This is a genomic window from Xanthobacter variabilis (genome assembly GCF_043831965.2).
Taxonomy (GTDB): domain Bacteria; phylum Pseudomonadota; class Alphaproteobacteria; order Rhizobiales; family Xanthobacteraceae; genus Xanthobacter.
The window spans coordinates 3477137-3491736 of sequence record NZ_CM195533.1 but is presented as its reverse complement, the minus strand read 5'-3'; the positions used below and the strand labels follow the sequence as shown (position 1 = coordinate 3491736).

Below are 14600 nucleotides of genomic sequence, written 5' to 3'. Positions count from 1 at the left end.
TCAAGGAGGCTCTACATGCCACAGATTGGCGAGTTCACGCGCGAAACCACCGGCTTTGTCGGGCGCGTCCACACCTTCACGCTCTTCCGCGAGATCACCATCGTTCCCGCAGAGCCGTCCGATGCCGACAACGCGCCGGACTACCGCGTCCACAACGGCAACGAGGAAGGGCCGGAGATCGGCGCGGGCTGGAAGCGTACAGGCGAACGGGCCGGGGACTACATCGCGCTCGTCATCGATGACCCGGCCTTGCCGCAGCCGATCCGCGCCAACCTGTTCCGCGACGATGATGCCGGCGCGTCCTGGTCGCTGCACTGGAACCGTGCCCCGAAGCGCGGCGAGCGGGAGTGACATCATGCGATCCGTCAGCCTGCGCGCGCTTGCTATCTCCTTACGATCGGTCATCCCTTTGTTCGCGAGAAAGTCGTCTCATCCCTTCGTTCCGCTCGACGACCGGTCGGCCGGCGCGCGCAGCGGAGGTCAAGGGCGATCGAAGATCGGCGCATTGCGCGTACCCTTGACGGCAGCGAGCACGCTGGCAGGCTGGTGTCGCAGTGGAGAAGGAACGCCTGTTGGAATGGCGGTCATTCTTCTCTCGGGCATGCTTTGCGGCGTTGCGATCCCGGCGATGGCGCTGGCGCAGCCTCGGCCTGTCGTCCAACCGTCATCGCGCGATCCCTATGGCGATCACATCGCCGAGGCGGCACAGCGCTTCGAGCTTCCCGCCGCCTGGATTCGCGCGGTGATGCGCGTCGAGAGCGACGGTGATCCGCGCGCGCTCTCGCCCAAAGGGGCGATCGGGCTGATGCAGATCATGCCGGAGACCTGGACTGAGTTGCGCGTGCGCTATCGGTTAGGTGACGATCCCTACGGCCCGCACGACAACATCGTGGCGGGTGCGGCCTACATCCGAGAACTGTTCGACCGCTACGGTTCGCCGGAGTGGATCGCGGCCTACAACGCCGGCCCCGGGCGCTACGAGGAGGCGCTGAAGGGCCGACCGCTTCCGCCAGAGACCCGCGCCTATGTCGCCACTCTCGCGCCGATCATCAGCAACAGCGAGAGCCCCGGTGCGGTCGCCGTCGCGTCCGCCGATCCGCTCTCCTGGACCCGTGCTCCGCTTTTCATCACGCAGCCTTTGAGCAAAGCGGCGGTCACTCCCATGCAGTCCGATGAGCACAAGGACGACGCTCCGCAGGCGATCACCGTGCGCGATCTCTCCGCCATCGTGCCGCAGTCGGGCGGTCTGTTCGTTGCGCGAGCGGATGTGAGACAACAGCCATGAAGCTCGTGATCGCGTCCGCCCGGCAGAAGACTTCAGTGTGCAGCGGATGGGGCTGGCAACGGTCTCATCCATCAGCAGGAGGGGCACGAAGGGGGCAATGGGCGGAGGGCAAGATTAAAGCGGACGGCACCCCATGGGTCCGATCCGCAGGGCAAGCCCTTGTCTGCACACTGTTTGGAGCGGCACCTTCGCCGGACCGCCATGGTGCCGCGAGGTGTGGAAAAGCCAGAATATACGGCGGTTCTCGCGGCACTCTTGGCCGAAGCCGGCGGTTTCTGGCGGATCGGCGGACATGAGGAAAGACGACGATCATTTCCGGCCAAAGCCCGGTCGCGTCCGATCCAACGGCGGGAAAGCCGGACAGGCCAAGAGCTTCCTCAGCAAGGTGCGGAAGGTCACGCGCCAGCAACTGGCAGCCTCTGGCCGAAGCCGATCGGCGAAGAGCGGTGGTTCCGGTGGCGTCACCAAGGAAAAGAGCATCGTCGCCTCCGGCCGGGGCGTGCAGCGCGGTCGCGGTGCGGCCTTCGTGCGCGCCCGCAATCTGTCAAACGGATGGAGCCATCGCCAGCCCGGCAACCGCCGCGTCATGGTCAAATCCCGCTCTGTCCGGGGCGCGGGCAAGAGCGGCAAGGCCGCCGCGCATCTGCGCTATATCCAGCGTGACGGCACATCTCGCGATGGCGAGCGCGGGCAACTCTACTCCGCGACGGAGGATCGTGCCGACGGCGATGCCTTTCTCGATCGCGGCCAGGACGATCGCCATCAGTTTCGGTTCATCGTCTCGCCGGAAGACGCGGCCGATCTTGCCGACCTGAACGGCTATACCCGCGAGCTGATGGCGCAAGTCGAGGCCGATCTTGGGACCAAGCTCGATTGGGTGGCGGTCAATCACCACAACACCGGCCATCCGCATGTCCATGTCATCGTCAATGGTCGCGATGCGCTCGGCGAGGATCTCGTCATCAATGGCGACTATCTCGCCAATGGCATTCGTGAGCGGGCAAGCAAACTGGCGACGCTGGAACTCGGCCCCGTCACCGAGATCGAGCAGCGCCGCAAGCTCACGGCGGAGATCGACCAGGACCGCTTGACCCGCATCGACCGGGCGATGATCGCAGAAAGCCAGGACCGCTTCATCGATCTGCGTCATGAGCCGGGCGACCTGCGCGGCCAGTCCGATCGGACGATGCGCCTGCGCCGTCTTGGCAAGCTCGGCGACATGGGCCTTGCCACTGAGCATACGCCGGGCGTCTGGGAATTGAGCGAACGGCTGGAGCCGACCCTGCGCGAGATGGGCAAGCGCGGCGACATCATCCGCACCATGCAGAAGGCGCTCCGGGCCGAAGGCGCCGAGCGCGACCCGATGAGTTTTCAGATTCACGACGCCGCGCCCACGACGCCGGTCGTCGGCCGCGTCATCGACAAGCATCTCAGCGATGAACTGGGTGAAAACCTGACGCTGCTGGTCGATGGCATCGACGGACGCACGCACCATGTCTCCGGCATCGATCCGGCCCGCGTCGAAGATGCTCGCATCGGCAGCATCATCGAGATCGGGCCGGCGGACAGCACCGGCCGCCCATCCGATCGCGCCATCGTCGGCATGGCCGAGGACGGCATCTATCGGCCGAGCCGCCATCTTGAGCAGGCTCGGTTCGAGGGGCGTGTGCCGAACGGCGATTATGAGGCGTTCGTCGATGCCCATGTCCGTCGGCTTGAGGCGTTGCGCCGCGCCGGGATAACCGAGCGGATCGACGCCGATCATTGGCGCATCCCGGCAGATTTCGAGGCGCGTGCTGCCGCCCATGATGCGGGCCGCAACGCTCGCGCCAATGTCCGCATCCTTTCGACCTTCGACCTCGAACGCCAGATCGGAGCGGACGGTGCAACCTGGCTCGACCGGCGGCTGCTCGGCGTGAACGCGTCGGACCTGTCAGCGTCGGGGTTCAGCGAACAGGTGCGCGAGGCGATGGATCGACGGCGCGAAATGTTGATCGAGCGGGGCGACGCACTCCGTCAAGCCGATGGCCGCATCGCTTATCGGCGCAACCTGATCGTCGCCCTGCAAGAGCGTGAGGTCGCCCGTGTTGGCGAAGATCTGGCCGTGAAGAAGGCCTTGCCGTTCCGTTCCGCCGCCGATGGTGAGACCGTCAGTGGTGCGTTTACCGGGACCGTACAGCTATCGAGCGGCAAGTTCGCGATCGTCGAGAAGTCTCACGAGTTCACCCTTGTCCCGTGGCGGCCGGTCATTGACCGCCAGTTCGGTAGGGAGGTCTCCGGCATTGTCCAGGGAGGATCGGTGTCGTGGCAGTTGGGGCGGGAAAAAGGGTTAGGGATTTGATCGGCCGTGGCTCGTTTGTTTGAAGCCGAAAGCCTTTGTCGAGGCGAGTGTGCCATCCGCTGGATCATCGCCTACCGCTGGAGGGACCATCGCATCGAGAAATGTTCGAACAAGAGGTGGAGGGGTTCGGCCTTTCTCTGTGCAGAGAAGAAGTTGTCTTCTTGCCCATAGATCGGAAAGACGCAGCAAGCCAAACCCCATGTGTCGTCGGCATCGTCGCGCAGCGGCCTCCGGAACAATGGCTATTCCGATGCCACGTGCCGCCAGTAGGCATGATGCCTCGACCGACACTACTCGAAGCCGGTAGGAGAGCGGTTGACCGGCGCGTAGGGCATGTTCGTCGATATGGTCCTGAAGCCCGCTGCCGACAGCCAGCCCGACGAATGGGACCTTGAGGAGATCGGAAAAGGCGACCTTCCGCTTTGTCGACAAGTTGGAATTGCCGGCCACGGCGACGACCAGTCGGTCTGTCGCGAATGGACGAATGGCAACGTCCCGTGTGTCGACCGCATCCGAGACGACACCCACATCCGCCAGCCCGCCTGCCACCGCCTTTACGATCTCGGAGCTGGTTCGTTCCTTGAGGTCGAGGTCAACGTGTGGATGCAACTCGAGAAAACGCGCCAGCCTCTCGGGCAATATTTCGGTCATGGATGCGGTATTGGCCAAGACCCTGATCGCACCGCGTCGCCCCGCCGCGTGCTCGCCGATCTCGCCGACGAGATGGCCCATCTGCTTCAGCACGAGGCGGGCATGATGAGCGAGCGTCTCGCCGGCGGCCGTCAGGGCGACGCCTCTGCGTCCACGATCGACCAGACGCACCCCGGCATCGGCTTCCATGCCGATGAGGCGTTCGCTCGCGGCAGCCAACGACATATGCGCAGCAGCGGCGCCATGCGTGATGCTGCCGGCATCCGCGATACTGAGAAACAGGCGAAGGTCAGTGAGGTCGAACCGCATATGGAAACCATAGCATTGAACGAGCCTTCGGCCCAACCTAAGGCTAACTCTTCGGTTTCCGCATTTTCAGGCGGGTCGGTCCCGGTGCAAATAAGCCATGACCGTATCTGCTTTTGAAACATCCGTATGGGTGACGATCATCGAGGCCGCCGTTTTCGTCCTCGCCGGCGTGGTCAAGGGCGTCACCGGCATGGGTCTGCCGACTGTCGCCATGGGGCTCCTCGGAGCCTTCCTGTCACCAGTCTCCGCAGCCGGCTTGATGGTTATTCCATCCTTTGTCACCAATGCCGTGCAACTGGCGAGTGGTCCGAATATCACCATGCTGGTGTCCCGGCTCTGGCCGATGCTGCTGGGCATCGTTTGCGGCACCATTGCGGGCGTGTCGATGCTGGCCGGTGGCGATACGCACCTGACAACGGCCGGATTGGGTGTCGCCCTGGTGGTCTATGCGGTCTATGCGCTCGTCGCGCATCCCTTTGTCGTAGCGCCGCGCTGGGAACGTTACCTGTCAATGGTCATTGGTCTCGCGACGGGGCTCGTCACCGGTTGCACCGGTGTTTTCGTCATTCCGGCGGTTCCCTATTTGCAGTCATTGCGCTTCGATCGCGATGATCTGGTCCAGGCTCTCGGGCTGTCATTTACGGTTTCGACCGTAGCTCTGGCTGTCGGTCTCGCCGCGATGGGCGCGTGGTCGGCCGGTGACGCGGGCTTGTCTATCTTCGCCGTCATTCCTGCGCTTATCGGGATGCTGATCGGACAATGGTTGCGCCGAAGGATTAGCCCGCCCGCCTTCCGGCGTTGGTTCCTCATCTTTCTCGGGTTGCTGGGGATGGAGCTTGCTTTGCGCGGGCTGTTGAATTGAGGCGAGGACAAGCACATTTCCGGGCTCCGCTTCGTGCCGGGCGCTCGCCGCAAGATGCCGCCGGAGCGATTGGCGCATTACTCCGAGATAGCAGCGATCGTCGCTCGTCAAAGGAACCGAGCTTCTCCGGAGACGCGAACGCTGGCGCCGATCACCGGTGGAATCTCAACGATCAGGCGGCAGGGTTGCCCCATGTCCTCGCCCTGAACGATCTCGATCCGCCCGCCATGCGGCCAACCAACATCGCGCAAGTAGCCGCCGAGCGCCGCCGCCGCCGCGCCGGTCGCGGGATCTTCGAAGACGCCCCCGGCGGCGAAGGCATTGCGAGCGTGGAACAGCGAGGCCGTCTCGGCTTGGACGAGCGCGATGGTGGCAAAGCCGTGTGCCCGCATCAATTCGGCGCCCGCAACGAGGTTGTAATCCATGGTGGCGAGGCGTTCTCGGCTGCGGAGCGCCAGCAGCAGATGCCGCGCGCCGGCTTCGACGGTCGCCGGCGGCAGACGGGGATCCAGATCGTCCGGTGTCATCGTGAAGAGCTCGAGTGCGGCGGCGGAGAGATCGGTTGGGGCTGCCCGGCTGAGGGTCGGTGGCGACTGGAGTGCGGCGTTGAGCGAACCGGAAGCATGGCCTTCGACGGTGATTTCGCCATCGTTGAGATGGAGCCTGAAGACGCCGTCGCCGTGAGTGCGGGCCAGAAGCGTGCCGAGCGCGATAGTGGCGTGGCCGCAGAAGGGTACTTCCATTTCCGGCGCGAAATAGCGCACGCGCCATGCATCCCCGATCGGGGCAGCGAACGCCGTCTCCGAATAGCCGACTGCGTAGGCAATCGACTGCATCTCCCGTTCATCGGGCAAAACGGCGGATAACGAGACGCCCGCCGGGTTTCCCCCCTTGCCGCCAATCGAGAAGGCGGCGATGCGCTTCACATCCATGTTTTGCTCCATCTTGCCGGTCGCCGACGAATGCTGGAACTGTCAAAGCTACCAGATCATTGCCGGAGATATGCCGACTCCTTGGTGATGCTGGTAGGACACCCTCTGCGTCCCGAGGGCGTCCGTCGGCTAGAGGTTGCCGACGCCGCCGTCGACCAGAAGCTCGGTGCCTACCACGAAACCGGATTCTTCCGAGGCAAGGAATACCGCCGCCTTTGCCAGTTCCCAGTCGCGCCCCAGCCGGCCCAGCGGCACCAGAGCACGGATTTCCTGGCGCAGCTTGGCTTCGTCGTCGCCTGAAAGGCCCAGCTTGCCGAGTGCCGGCGTCTCGGTCGGGCCGGGGCTGAGGCCATTGACGCGAATGCCGCGTTTGATGAACTCGCCCGAGAGGGTTCGGGCCAGCGACAACAGCCCGGCCTTGCTGGCGGCGTAGGCACTCGACTGCGGCAGGCCGATGTGCGCGCTGACCGATCCGCACAGAATCACCGATGCCGGATTGCCGAACAGCGGCAGCAACGCCTGGATCAGGAAGAAGGGACCCTTGAGATTGGTCGCCATCAACCGGTCCCAGGCCGCTTCGTCCCAATCCCCGACCGGCCGATGGGTGACGTCCCCGGCATTGACGAAGAGCACGTCGAGACCGCCCCAGGCCGCTCCGATCCGATTGGCGAGGTTTTGTTGATCGGCGAGGTCACCCGCGTCGGCACGGATCGCCAGCACGTCGCCGCCGAGGTCGCGTGCCGCCTCGGCCAGCCGTCCTTCGTCTCGCCCGGTGATCGCCAGCCGCGCACCCTCGGCGAGACACTGCCGCGCGGTCTCCAGTCCTATCCCACTCGTGCCGCCGGTGATCAGTGCACGCTTTCCTTCGAGGCGTCTCATACCAGTCTCCATGACCAGACCGTCTGGGCGACTTTCACGCCTATGGTATTATTTGTATAGTAGGCACCGTTTGGATACTAAGGAGAAAGATGCGGTGGCGGGTCGGGCAGGGGCGACGGACGCGGACGAACGCTGCCCGATGGTGGATTTCGTCAATCTCGTCTCGGGAAAATGGGCGATTCCAATCCTCTACCGCCTCATCGTCATCGGCCGGCCGGTGCGGTTCCTGGAACTGCAGCGCGCGGTCGCCCCGATCACCCAGAAGGAATTGACCCGTCAGCTGCGATTGTTCGAACGGCGCGGACTCGTGCGCAGGGAGGTCTTCGTGGAGATGCCCCCGCGCGTCGAATACGAGATCACCGACCTTGGCCGCAGTCTTGAGGAAACACTTGGCTCGCTGGCCATGTGGATGCGAATCCATGGCGAGGCGTTGAGGGGCGGGGCGGCTGCGTGAAGGCGATTCCATCGCTGTCTTGACTCTTACAGCGCTGTCAGGCCTGAGGCTGAAATCTCCATCGAACCAACATGGAGATGCCGACATGAAACTCTATCGACTGCTGTCCGAAGGAGGGCGGGCCCGACCCGTCGCCGGTGAAGCGCCGGTCCCCGAACCCGGCCCCGGCGAGGTGCGTCTCCGGGTCGTCGCCGCGAGCCTCAACTACCGAGACATCCTGATCCTGGCGGCCGCCGCCGACGGCAGTCTCGACGGGCGCATTCCGCTTTCCGATGCCGCCGGGATCGTCGATATGCTTGGCGTCGACGTGACCGGCTGGAAGGAGGGAGACCGGGTGGCCGCGTCATTTTTCCTGAATTGGATCTCTGGGCCATTCGATACGGCCTGTCTGCCGACCTCCCTCGGCGGGCGGGCGACCGACGGCGTGCTGGCGGACTTCATCACCGTTCCGGCGGCGGCGCTGGTGGCTGTGCCCGAGCATCTCTCGTTCGCAGAAGCCGCGACCTTGCCCTGCGCCGCGGTCACCGCCTGGCATGGGCTGGTCGTGCGAGCGGGGCTCCGGAGCGGCGATACGCTGCTCGTCCAGGGCACCGGCGGCGTCGCCCTGTTCGGGCTGCAATTTGCCGTCGCGCTCGGGGCCCGCGCGATCGTCCTGTCGTCGTCGGACGAAAAACTCGAACGGGCCCGTGCGCTCGGCGCGGCCGGCTTGATCAATTACCGGACCACGCCCGATTGGCACGAGGCGGTCGTCGCCGTGACCGACGGCAAGGGAGCCAGCCACATTCTCGAACTCGGCGGGCGGGAGACTTACCGACGCACTCTGAAGGCCGTCGCGGCCGGCGGCAAGATCGTGCAGATCGGCGTGCTGACTGGTGCCGGCCCGAAGCCCGACCTGGAACGCCTGCAGACCGTCAACGCCGACATCATCGGCGTCACCGTCGGCTCGACCGCCCATTTCTCGGCGATGAACGCCTTCATCTCGGAAAAGAAACTGGTCCCGGTGATCGACCGGGTCTTTCCCTTCGGGGGCGTGCCAGAGGCATACGAGTATCTTCGTGCCGGCGCGCATTTCGGCAAAGTGGTGGTCGGCGTTTCGGGCTGACCGGGTTCAGCCGAGACGATCGAGGTAGCCGGCGAGGATGGCGCGGCTCGACTGGAGACAATCGATCTTCTCGTCGAGGCCCGTCACCTCCCGGCGCAGCGTCGCCAGCACCTCGAGACAGGGCTCGAAATCCGGCCGGTCGGATAGCACGCAGGGCAGGAGGAAGCGGATCGTGTCGAGCTTCAGGCCTGCCTCGCTGAGGAGCCGGATGCGCCGGGCGATCCGCTCCTCGGCCTCGCCATAGTCGCGGTATCCGGAAGCGCGCCGGGCCGGCGTCAGCAGCCCCTCCTCCTCGTAGTAGCGCAGCATGCGGATGCTGATGCCGGTACGTTTCGACAAATCACCGATCTGCATGGCCCGACTCTCTTGACCTTCACAGTACTGTCAGACTGTAGCGTCGCCTTCGACTGAATGGAAGAAGGGAGTCGAAGGTTATGGCGATCGTCGAACTTGGCGGTACGCGCGTCGCTTACCGTGTCGAAGGAGAAGGTCCGGGGCTGGTGCTCGTCCACGGTACCGGCGGCAATGCCGAAACCAATTGGGGGCACTTGGTACAGGAGCTCGCCCGGCATTGGCCGGTGGTGCGGCCCGACTATTCAGGCTCCGGCGAGACGCGCGACACGGGCGGCGAACTCAGCGCCGAGCGGCTTGCGGCCGAAGTCGTGGCGGCGGCGGAAGCGGCGGGCGCGGTACCGTTCGACCTCGTCGGCTTTTCGCTCGGCGCGGCGGTGGCGACGAAGATCGCCGCGGATTACCCCCATCTCGTCCACCGGGTGGTACTGCTCGGGGCTTTTCTCGATGGCGCCGGCCCCCGGGCAGCGGATGCAGTTCGGCCTCTGGAACGATCTGATCCGCAGCGATCGCCTGGCCATGGCGCGTTTCGTGCTGCTGACCGGCTTCAGCCCAACTTTCTTGGCGAGTCTCGGCCATGACGGGATCGCCGAGGCGACTGAAGCGATCGTCTCCGGCAACGACTGGGAGGGCATGGCGCGCCAGGTCGACCTCGATCTTGCGATCGATGTCACCGTGGCGGCGCGGCGGATCGAGAAGCCGGTGCTGGTCATCGGCTGCACCTACGATCACATGGTACCGCCGGCCGAGGCGCGGACCGTGGCGGCGGCAATCCCCGGCGCGCGTTATACCGAGATGCCGACCGGTCATCTCGCCGCGCTCGAACGGCCGGACGCCTTCACGGCGCTCATTCGCGAGTTCCTGCTGGATGACCGGCGTCCATGATCCGGTTGCTGATCGTGATGTTCGCGGTCTTCGTGGCGCAGACGGCCGAGTATCTGCCGATCGGCCTCGTGCCCGCGATCCGGCAGGATCTCGGGGTTTCCGAAGCCGCCGTGGGAGCGCTGGTTACCGGCTACGCGTGGATTGCGGCAATCACCGCCGTACCGCTGACCACGCTCACCCTGCGGCTCGACCGGCGGATGCTGTTCGTCGGACTGGTTGGCACCGTCGCCGTGTCGAACCTCGCCAGAGCCGTCGCGCCCACCTATGCCGCGCTTGCCGCCGCACGCGTGCTGACGGCCCTGACCCATGGCGTCTTCTGGTCGATCCTGGCGCCGCTGGCGACACGTCTTGCGCCCGATGTGCCGGAGAACAGGGCTCTGGCGATTGTCTTCACGGGAATTTCGATCGCCATCGTCGCCGGGGTCCCCGCCGCCAACGCCATCGGTCAGTTGCTCGGCTGGCGGGCGGCTTTCGCCACCTTCGCGGTGCTCGGCTTTGTTTCTCTGGGCACGAGCCTCGTCGGTCTGCCGGCCGTGCCGTCGCTCGAATCGGGCGCCCCGCCGGGTGGTGGCCGGCCTGTGAAGAAACTCGCCGTCATCGCGGGGGTTACGGTGCTCGGCATCACGGCGCATTTCTGCGGCTATACCTACATTGTTCCCCTGCTCGGTGATGTCGCCGGCATCAGGCCGGATGGAGTTCCCTGGTATCTGTTCATCTTCGGCCTCGCCGGCGCTGGCGGCACCGTCGTCAGCGGCTGGTTTCCCGCCAAGCCTTCGACGCTCGCACTGGTCGCGATTGCCCTGGTCGCCGTGAGCGAGGCGTCCCTGGCGCTGTCGGGCCGGCACCCGATCCTTATCGCCGCCGGAATGGTCTTGTGGGGCGGCTCCGTTTCCATGCTGATCGTCGGCTTGCAGGGCTGGGTGTTGGCGGTTGTACCCGAAGCGCCGGACGCCGCGTCGGCCGTCTATGTCGCGGCCTTCAACGGCGGGATCGGCCTCGGCGCTGCGCTCGGCGGGCTTGTTCTCGCACATGCCTCGCCGGCCACAGTGCTGTTCTGCGGCGCGGTTCTGGGGGGTGCTGCACTGATCCTGATTCAGATACTTGGCAATCGGAACAATTGCAGCTCTCTTTGAGAGAGGCCGTGAGGCAGTGACGCACCGAGGGTGCTTCGAAAACTCCCTTTCCCGGATTTTTGTTTCGATTCAGCGGCGATGAAGTGGAAAGTGCTCGGTGCACTGCGAGTTGGTCGCCGCCAAGGGTAGCTGGGACCAGGAATTTTTCTCGATCTCGTCTGGCGCGGATCTGAGAAAAGTGAAGGTCAATCGTTTCGATCCCATGGCGGTTCGGGCAAAAAGCGGTTCACCAGTTCGTCGACCACGACGCGCACCTTCGGGCTCATCTGCCGAGTCTGCGGCCAGAGAGCGTGGATCGGAAAGCCTCGCGTCGTCACCTCGGGCAGCACCTGTGCAAGACGTCCGTTGCGCAAGTGGTCGGCAATCAGCCAAGTCGAGAGAAGTGCGATGCCTTGGCCGGCGAGGGCCGCGGCGTCGCAGATGGCGTCGCTGTGGTTGAATGAGAGCCGTCCGGAGACGGGCTTCGCCACTGGCGCGCCCTTCCCATCCAGGAACCACCACGGCAAGGACTGTCCGCCCCGGCCAAAGACGATGCAGGCATGAGCGCTGAGATCATCGAGCGAGGTGGGGCTCCCGTGCCTGTCGAGATAATCTGGGCTGGCGCAGAGCACCGATTGCTGCACACCCAGTCTTCTGGCGACGAGTGTGGTGCTGTCATCGAGATCGCCGATGCGGATCACCAGGTCGATGCCTTCGTCAATCGGATCAATGCGCCTATCAGTCAAAGAGACTTCCAGCGACAGTTCCGGATACAGCGCGCCAATGTCGAGGAGCACGGGCAGCACCCAGCGTCGGCCGAACACCACGGGCAGATCGACCCGCAGTCGCCCGCGTGGCCGCAGGCGATGGGCGTTCAGTGCCGCCTCGGCGTTTTCCAGATCGGCCAGGACGCGCACGCAGGTCTCGTAGAAAGATTGGCCTTCGGTCGTCAGCGCGAAGCGACGCGTTGTTCGGTTGAACAATCGAACCCCGAGCCGATCCTCGAGCCGCGCCACGCTCTTGGCGATACCGGATTTCGACAGGCCGAGCCTCTCCGCCGCCAGCGTGAATCCGCCCGCGTCGGCGGCCTGGACGAAGGCTGTTATGCCACTGAGGTGTTCGGTGGAAATCATCGCGACCTATTGACGACTATCAGTCAACTCATATTGCCATAAGAGGCAATTTATCGCCACTACAGTCGCCAATAAAATGCTCCGGTTAGGGGCGTCCGGCCCGTATCCCACGGAGCGGCGCCATGCCAGGACCATCACATTCCACCCATAAAGACGAAGGAAGGCAGTCGATCCCGCCGGCTCTGATCTGGCTTCTGGCGATCGGAGCCGGCGTCGGCGTCGCCAATGTCTATTACATCCAACCGGTGGTTCCGCTGGTACGCGAGACATTCGGCATCGGATCGGAACCGGCGAGCCTCGTCCCGGCGGTGAGCCAAGCCGGCTATGCCCTCGGAATGCTGCTGCTGGCCCCGCTCGGCGATCTCATCGACCGCAAGCGGCTCGTCCTCGCCAAGTCGATCCTGCTCGTGCTTGCGCTGTTGGCGACGGCTCTCGCACCGAATTTTTCCGTGCTTCTCGCCGTCAGCCTCGCCGTCGGACTGCTCGGCAGCCTCGGCCAGGACTTCGTGCCCATGGCGGCGCAACTCACGACGGCCGAAGAGCGGGGGCGCACCATCGGGCTTGTGACCACGGGCCTGCTCTGCGGCATCCTGTTGTCTCGCACCTTGGGGGGGGGGCGTCGGCGATCTCTTCGGTTGGCGAGCGATCTACGCGTTGGCCGCCACCATGGTGGCGCTGGTCGGCGTTGCGGTCTGGCGCTGGTTGCCGCTCCAGCCGGCGACCGCCAACGGTTCCTATGGCGCTCTTCTCCTGAGCCTTGCCACCTTGGTCGAGCGACATGCGGTGCTGCGCAAGGCACTCCTGACCCAGGGCCTGCTGGCGGCAACCCTTGGTGCCTTCTGGTCGACCCTGGCGCTGATGCTGGCGGAGCCGCCGCTCTATCTCGGTGCGGGTGCGGCCGGCGCCTTCGGATTGGCCGGCGCCGCCGGGGCCTTCGGCGCCCCTCTGTTCGGACGCCTCGCCGACGCCCGAGGGCCTGCCATCGCGATCCGCCTCGGCTGTCTGCTGGTTACTCTTGCCTTCACCCTGATGCTGGCACTTCCGCATTCGATCGCAGCGCTGATCGCGGGAGCGGTGCTGTTCGACCTCGGCGTCATGGCCGCGCTGGTTTCGCACCAGACCATCGTCACGACGATCGACCCCGCAGCGCGCAGCCGGCTGAACGGCTTACTGATGACCGCTGCCATGATTGGCATGGCGATCGGTGCGCTCGCCGGCGGCTGGGCCTGGAGCCGCTACGGCTGGACCGGCGTGTGCCTCACAGGCGTGATTGCCGGTTTCGCCGCGCTGCTGCGCTCCCTTCTTCCGCCATCCGTTCCCCTCGCTGCAAAGGAGTTCGCCCGATGACCACCTCTATCGCACCGTCCACATCAACCGAGCCCGACGCTCGAACCGCTCCGCTGACGGTGCTGTTCTCGTTCTTGTTGCGCGCCGATCCGGCCGCCAACGCGTCCGAAACCGACCCCAATCTCAGCTTCGAAACATGGGGTGACTACTGGCGCAAGGTGCATGGCCCGCGCTTCCTCCATCCCGACGAGGCGGACGATCGCACGACGATCAGTCGCCTGCTGCGTTACGATCAGATTCACCGCGTGGCGTCGGGACCGACGAGTTTGAACCCGCCGCCTTACCGGCCACCGCTCGATGCGGACGGTCGCCTGTTCGAGACCATCGTCGGTCACGTCGAGCCCCACCGACGTCCGCAGTGGGACGGGGTCGCGTATCTCAACTTCGCGGGGCTCGACGATCTCGGCGCGGTTCTCGGTGCCGAGCGTGTTCGTCGCAAGATCCTTCCCGAGGATCAGGCCATCTTCCGGGATCTCGGGCCGGTACTGGCCCGCCAGTTCATCATCATGCCGAACACGGCTGGTGACGACTCGATCCTCCTGATCAAGACGCACATCCGGCGCGATGATCTCGACCGCGAGAGGTTCCAGCGCCGCTGGCTGCACGATCATGCCGAGTTGGTGGTCGGCCAGGCCGATACGCAGCGTCTTGTGAAGCGTTACGTCCAGCTTCACAACATCGGCCCCGTCACAGCGGGCGCGCCTTTCTTCCATCCCGTAGCCAGCCGGATCGATGGCGTGACGCTCATGGCCTTCGCCTCGATGAAGGATGTCGAGAGCTTCCTGCTGTCCGACGGCCATGCCGCGATCGAGGAAGCGGAACGATCCATCGCGGTCGTTGAGGCGGGTGAATATTGGACTGGCCTGACCTTCACCGTCGTCGATCAGCTCGCGCCGGAACAGGCCTCGGCAACGTCATGAGGGCGCCGGCGACGCTGTCCGACAAACGTAGCCGGCC

The 14600-nt window shown here is 65.0% G+C and carries 15 protein-coding genes and 3 pseudogenes; 13 read left to right on the top strand and 5 right to left on the bottom strand.

Annotated elements, in window-relative coordinates; genetic code table 11:
- Window positions 1-15: 15 nt before the first annotated feature.
- From V5F26_RS15335 to V5F26_RS15320, 4 genes and pseudogenes are all read left to right on the top strand, one after another.
- On the top strand, window positions 16-351 hold the full coding sequence (locus V5F26_RS15335; protein ID WP_253709049.1) for a DUF736 domain-containing protein: 336 nt from the start codon (window positions 16-18) through the stop codon (window positions 349-351).
- A 226-nt stretch (window positions 352-577) separates the two neighbouring features.
- Window positions 578-1285, top strand: coding sequence for a lytic transglycosylase domain-containing protein (locus V5F26_RS15330; protein ID WP_394946378.1), 708 nt, complete (start codon window positions 578-580; stop codon window positions 1283-1285).
- Between the two features lie 133 nt (window positions 1286-1418).
- Window positions 1419-2213 (top strand): annotated as a pseudogene (locus V5F26_RS15325) (hypothetical protein); the annotation flags it as partial.
- Window positions 2214-2393: 180 nt separating this feature from the next.
- Window positions 2394-3626, top strand: a complete 1233-nt coding sequence (locus tag V5F26_RS15320; RefSeq protein WP_394946489.1) for a DUF3363 domain-containing protein — start codon at window positions 2394-2396, stop codon at window positions 3624-3626.
- Here V5F26_RS15320 and V5F26_RS15315 read toward each other — a convergent pair.
- Window positions 3615-4586: a LysR substrate-binding domain-containing protein gene (locus tag V5F26_RS15315; RefSeq protein WP_394946377.1), complete on the bottom strand. Its 972-nt coding sequence runs from the start codon at window positions 4584-4586 to the stop codon at window positions 3615-3617. The two genes, V5F26_RS15320 and V5F26_RS15315, sit on opposite strands and share 12 nt — an antisense overlap.
- Before the next feature lie 97 nt (window positions 4587-4683).
- Between V5F26_RS15315 and V5F26_RS15310 the strand changes: the two genes are divergently transcribed.
- Complete coding sequence (locus V5F26_RS15310; RefSeq protein ID WP_394946376.1) at window positions 4684-5448, top strand: sulfite exporter TauE/SafE family protein; 765 nt, start codon at window positions 4684-4686, stop codon at window positions 5446-5448.
- A 107-nt stretch (window positions 5449-5555) separates the two neighbouring features.
- On the opposite strand, the gene V5F26_RS15305 is transcribed toward V5F26_RS15310, so the two are convergent.
- Together V5F26_RS15305 and V5F26_RS15300 are read right to left on the bottom strand one after the other, a co-directional pair.
- Window positions 5556-6380: a PhzF family protein gene (locus V5F26_RS15305; RefSeq protein WP_394946374.1), complete on the bottom strand. Its 825-nt coding sequence runs from the start codon at window positions 6378-6380 to the stop codon at window positions 5556-5558.
- Window positions 6381-6509: 129 nt separating this feature from the next.
- Window positions 6510-7259 carry an SDR family oxidoreductase gene (locus V5F26_RS15300; protein ID WP_394946373.1) on the bottom strand — a complete coding sequence of 250 codons (750 nt, stop codon included), beginning with the start codon at window positions 7257-7259 and terminating at the stop codon, window positions 6510-6512.
- 139 nt (window positions 7260-7398) lie between these two features.
- Between V5F26_RS15300 and V5F26_RS15295 the strand changes: the two genes are divergently transcribed.
- Together V5F26_RS15295 and V5F26_RS15290 are read left to right on the top strand one after the other, a co-directional pair.
- Window positions 7399-7713, top strand: a complete 315-nt coding sequence (locus V5F26_RS15295; RefSeq protein WP_394946372.1) for a winged helix-turn-helix transcriptional regulator — start codon at window positions 7399-7401, stop codon at window positions 7711-7713.
- 85 nt (window positions 7714-7798) lie between these two features.
- Window positions 7799-8815: a zinc-dependent alcohol dehydrogenase family protein gene (locus V5F26_RS15290; RefSeq protein WP_394946371.1), complete on the top strand. Its 1017-nt coding sequence runs from the start codon at window positions 7799-7801 to the stop codon at window positions 8813-8815.
- A gap of 6 nt (window positions 8816-8821) precedes the next feature.
- On the opposite strand, the gene V5F26_RS15285 is transcribed toward V5F26_RS15290, so the two are convergent.
- Entirely contained in the window at window positions 8822-9169 is a 348-nt protein-coding gene (locus V5F26_RS15285) for a MerR family transcriptional regulator (RefSeq protein ID WP_394946369.1), read from the bottom strand.
- Between the two features lie 80 nt (window positions 9170-9249).
- Here V5F26_RS15285 and V5F26_RS15280 point away from each other — a divergent pair, with 80 nt between their 5' ends.
- The 3 genes from V5F26_RS15280 to V5F26_RS15270 are packed head-to-tail and all read left to right on the top strand — an operon-like array spanning window position 9250 to window position 11184.
- A complete protein-coding gene (locus V5F26_RS15280) occupies window positions 9250-9747 on the top strand; it encodes an alpha/beta fold hydrolase (RefSeq protein ID WP_394946368.1) in 498 nt (165 codons plus the stop codon).
- A complete protein-coding gene (locus tag V5F26_RS15275; RefSeq protein WP_394946367.1) occupies window positions 9686-10051 on the top strand; it encodes an alpha/beta fold hydrolase in 366 nt (121 codons plus the stop codon). Before V5F26_RS15280 ends, V5F26_RS15275 begins: the two co-directional genes overlap by 62 nt.
- Window positions 10048-11184: an MFS transporter gene (locus V5F26_RS15270; protein WP_394946366.1), complete on the top strand. Its 1137-nt coding sequence runs from the start codon at window positions 10048-10050 to the stop codon at window positions 11182-11184. The genes V5F26_RS15275 and V5F26_RS15270 overlap by 4 nt, the downstream gene beginning before the upstream one ends.
- 185 nt (window positions 11185-11369) lie before the next feature.
- Here the strand turns inward: V5F26_RS15270 and V5F26_RS15265 are convergent, their stop codons facing one another.
- Window positions 11370-12296, bottom strand: coding sequence for a LysR family transcriptional regulator (locus V5F26_RS15265; RefSeq protein ID WP_394946364.1), 927 nt, complete (start codon window positions 12294-12296; stop codon window positions 11370-11372).
- A gap of 122 nt (window positions 12297-12418) precedes the next feature.
- On the opposite strand from V5F26_RS15265, the pseudogene V5F26_RS15260 reads away from it, so the two are divergent.
- From V5F26_RS15260 to V5F26_RS15250, 3 genes and pseudogenes are all read left to right on the top strand, one after another.
- Window positions 12419-12850 (top strand): annotated as a pseudogene (locus V5F26_RS15260) (MFS transporter); the annotation flags it as partial.
- A 73-nt stretch (window positions 12851-12923) separates the two neighbouring features.
- Window positions 12924-13643, top strand: a pseudogene (locus V5F26_RS15255) (MFS transporter); the annotation flags it as partial.
- Window positions 13640-14563 (top strand): EthD domain-containing protein, encoded by a 924-nt coding sequence (locus tag V5F26_RS15250; RefSeq protein WP_394946488.1) that lies wholly within the window; start codon window positions 13640-13642, stop codon window positions 14561-14563. The pseudogene V5F26_RS15255 and the gene V5F26_RS15250, both read left to right, overlap by 4 nt.
- The last annotated feature ends 37 nt before the right edge of the window (window positions 14564-14600 follow it).

Excerpts from the sequence above, each read along its gene's own strand:
- V5F26_RS15335 (WP_253709049.1), top strand. The coding sequence starts at position 16 with ATGCCACAGATTGGCGAGTTCACGCGCGAAACCACCGGCTTTGTCGGG.
- V5F26_RS15330 (WP_394946378.1), top strand. The coding sequence starts at position 578 with ATGGCGGTCATTCTTCTCTCGGGCATGCTTTGCGGCGTTGCGATCCCG.
- V5F26_RS15320 (WP_394946489.1), top strand. The coding sequence starts at position 2,394 with ATGATCGCAGAAAGCCAGGACCGCTTCATCGATCTGCGTCATGAGCCG.
- V5F26_RS15315 (WP_394946377.1), bottom strand. The coding sequence starts at position 4,586 with ATGCGGTTCGACCTCACTGACCTTCGCCTGTTTCTCAGTATCGCGGAT.
- V5F26_RS15310 (WP_394946376.1), top strand. The coding sequence starts at position 4,684 with ATGACCGTATCTGCTTTTGAAACATCCGTATGGGTGACGATCATCGAG.
- V5F26_RS15305 (WP_394946374.1), bottom strand. The coding sequence starts at position 6,380 with ATGGATGTGAAGCGCATCGCCGCCTTCTCGATTGGCGGCAAGGGGGGA.
- V5F26_RS15300 (WP_394946373.1), bottom strand. The coding sequence starts at position 7,259 with ATGAGACGCCTCGAAGGAAAGCGTGCACTGATCACCGGCGGCACGAGT.
- V5F26_RS15295 (WP_394946372.1), top strand. The coding sequence starts at position 7,399 with ATGGTGGATTTCGTCAATCTCGTCTCGGGAAAATGGGCGATTCCAATC.
- V5F26_RS15290 (WP_394946371.1), top strand. The coding sequence starts at position 7,799 with ATGAAACTCTATCGACTGCTGTCCGAAGGAGGGCGGGCCCGACCCGTC.
- V5F26_RS15285 (WP_394946369.1), bottom strand. The coding sequence starts at position 9,169 with ATGCAGATCGGTGATTTGTCGAAACGTACCGGCATCAGCATCCGCATG.
- V5F26_RS15280 (WP_394946368.1), top strand. The coding sequence starts at position 9,250 with ATGGCGATCGTCGAACTTGGCGGTACGCGCGTCGCTTACCGTGTCGAA.
- V5F26_RS15275 (WP_394946367.1), top strand. The coding sequence starts at position 9,686 with ATGGCGCGTTTCGTGCTGCTGACCGGCTTCAGCCCAACTTTCTTGGCG.
- V5F26_RS15270 (WP_394946366.1), top strand. The coding sequence starts at position 10,048 with ATGATCCGGTTGCTGATCGTGATGTTCGCGGTCTTCGTGGCGCAGACG.
- V5F26_RS15265 (WP_394946364.1), bottom strand. The coding sequence starts at position 12,296 with ATGATTTCCACCGAACACCTCAGTGGCATAACAGCCTTCGTCCAGGCC.
- V5F26_RS15250 (WP_394946488.1), top strand. The coding sequence starts at position 13,640 with ATGACCACCTCTATCGCACCGTCCACATCAACCGAGCCCGACGCTCGA.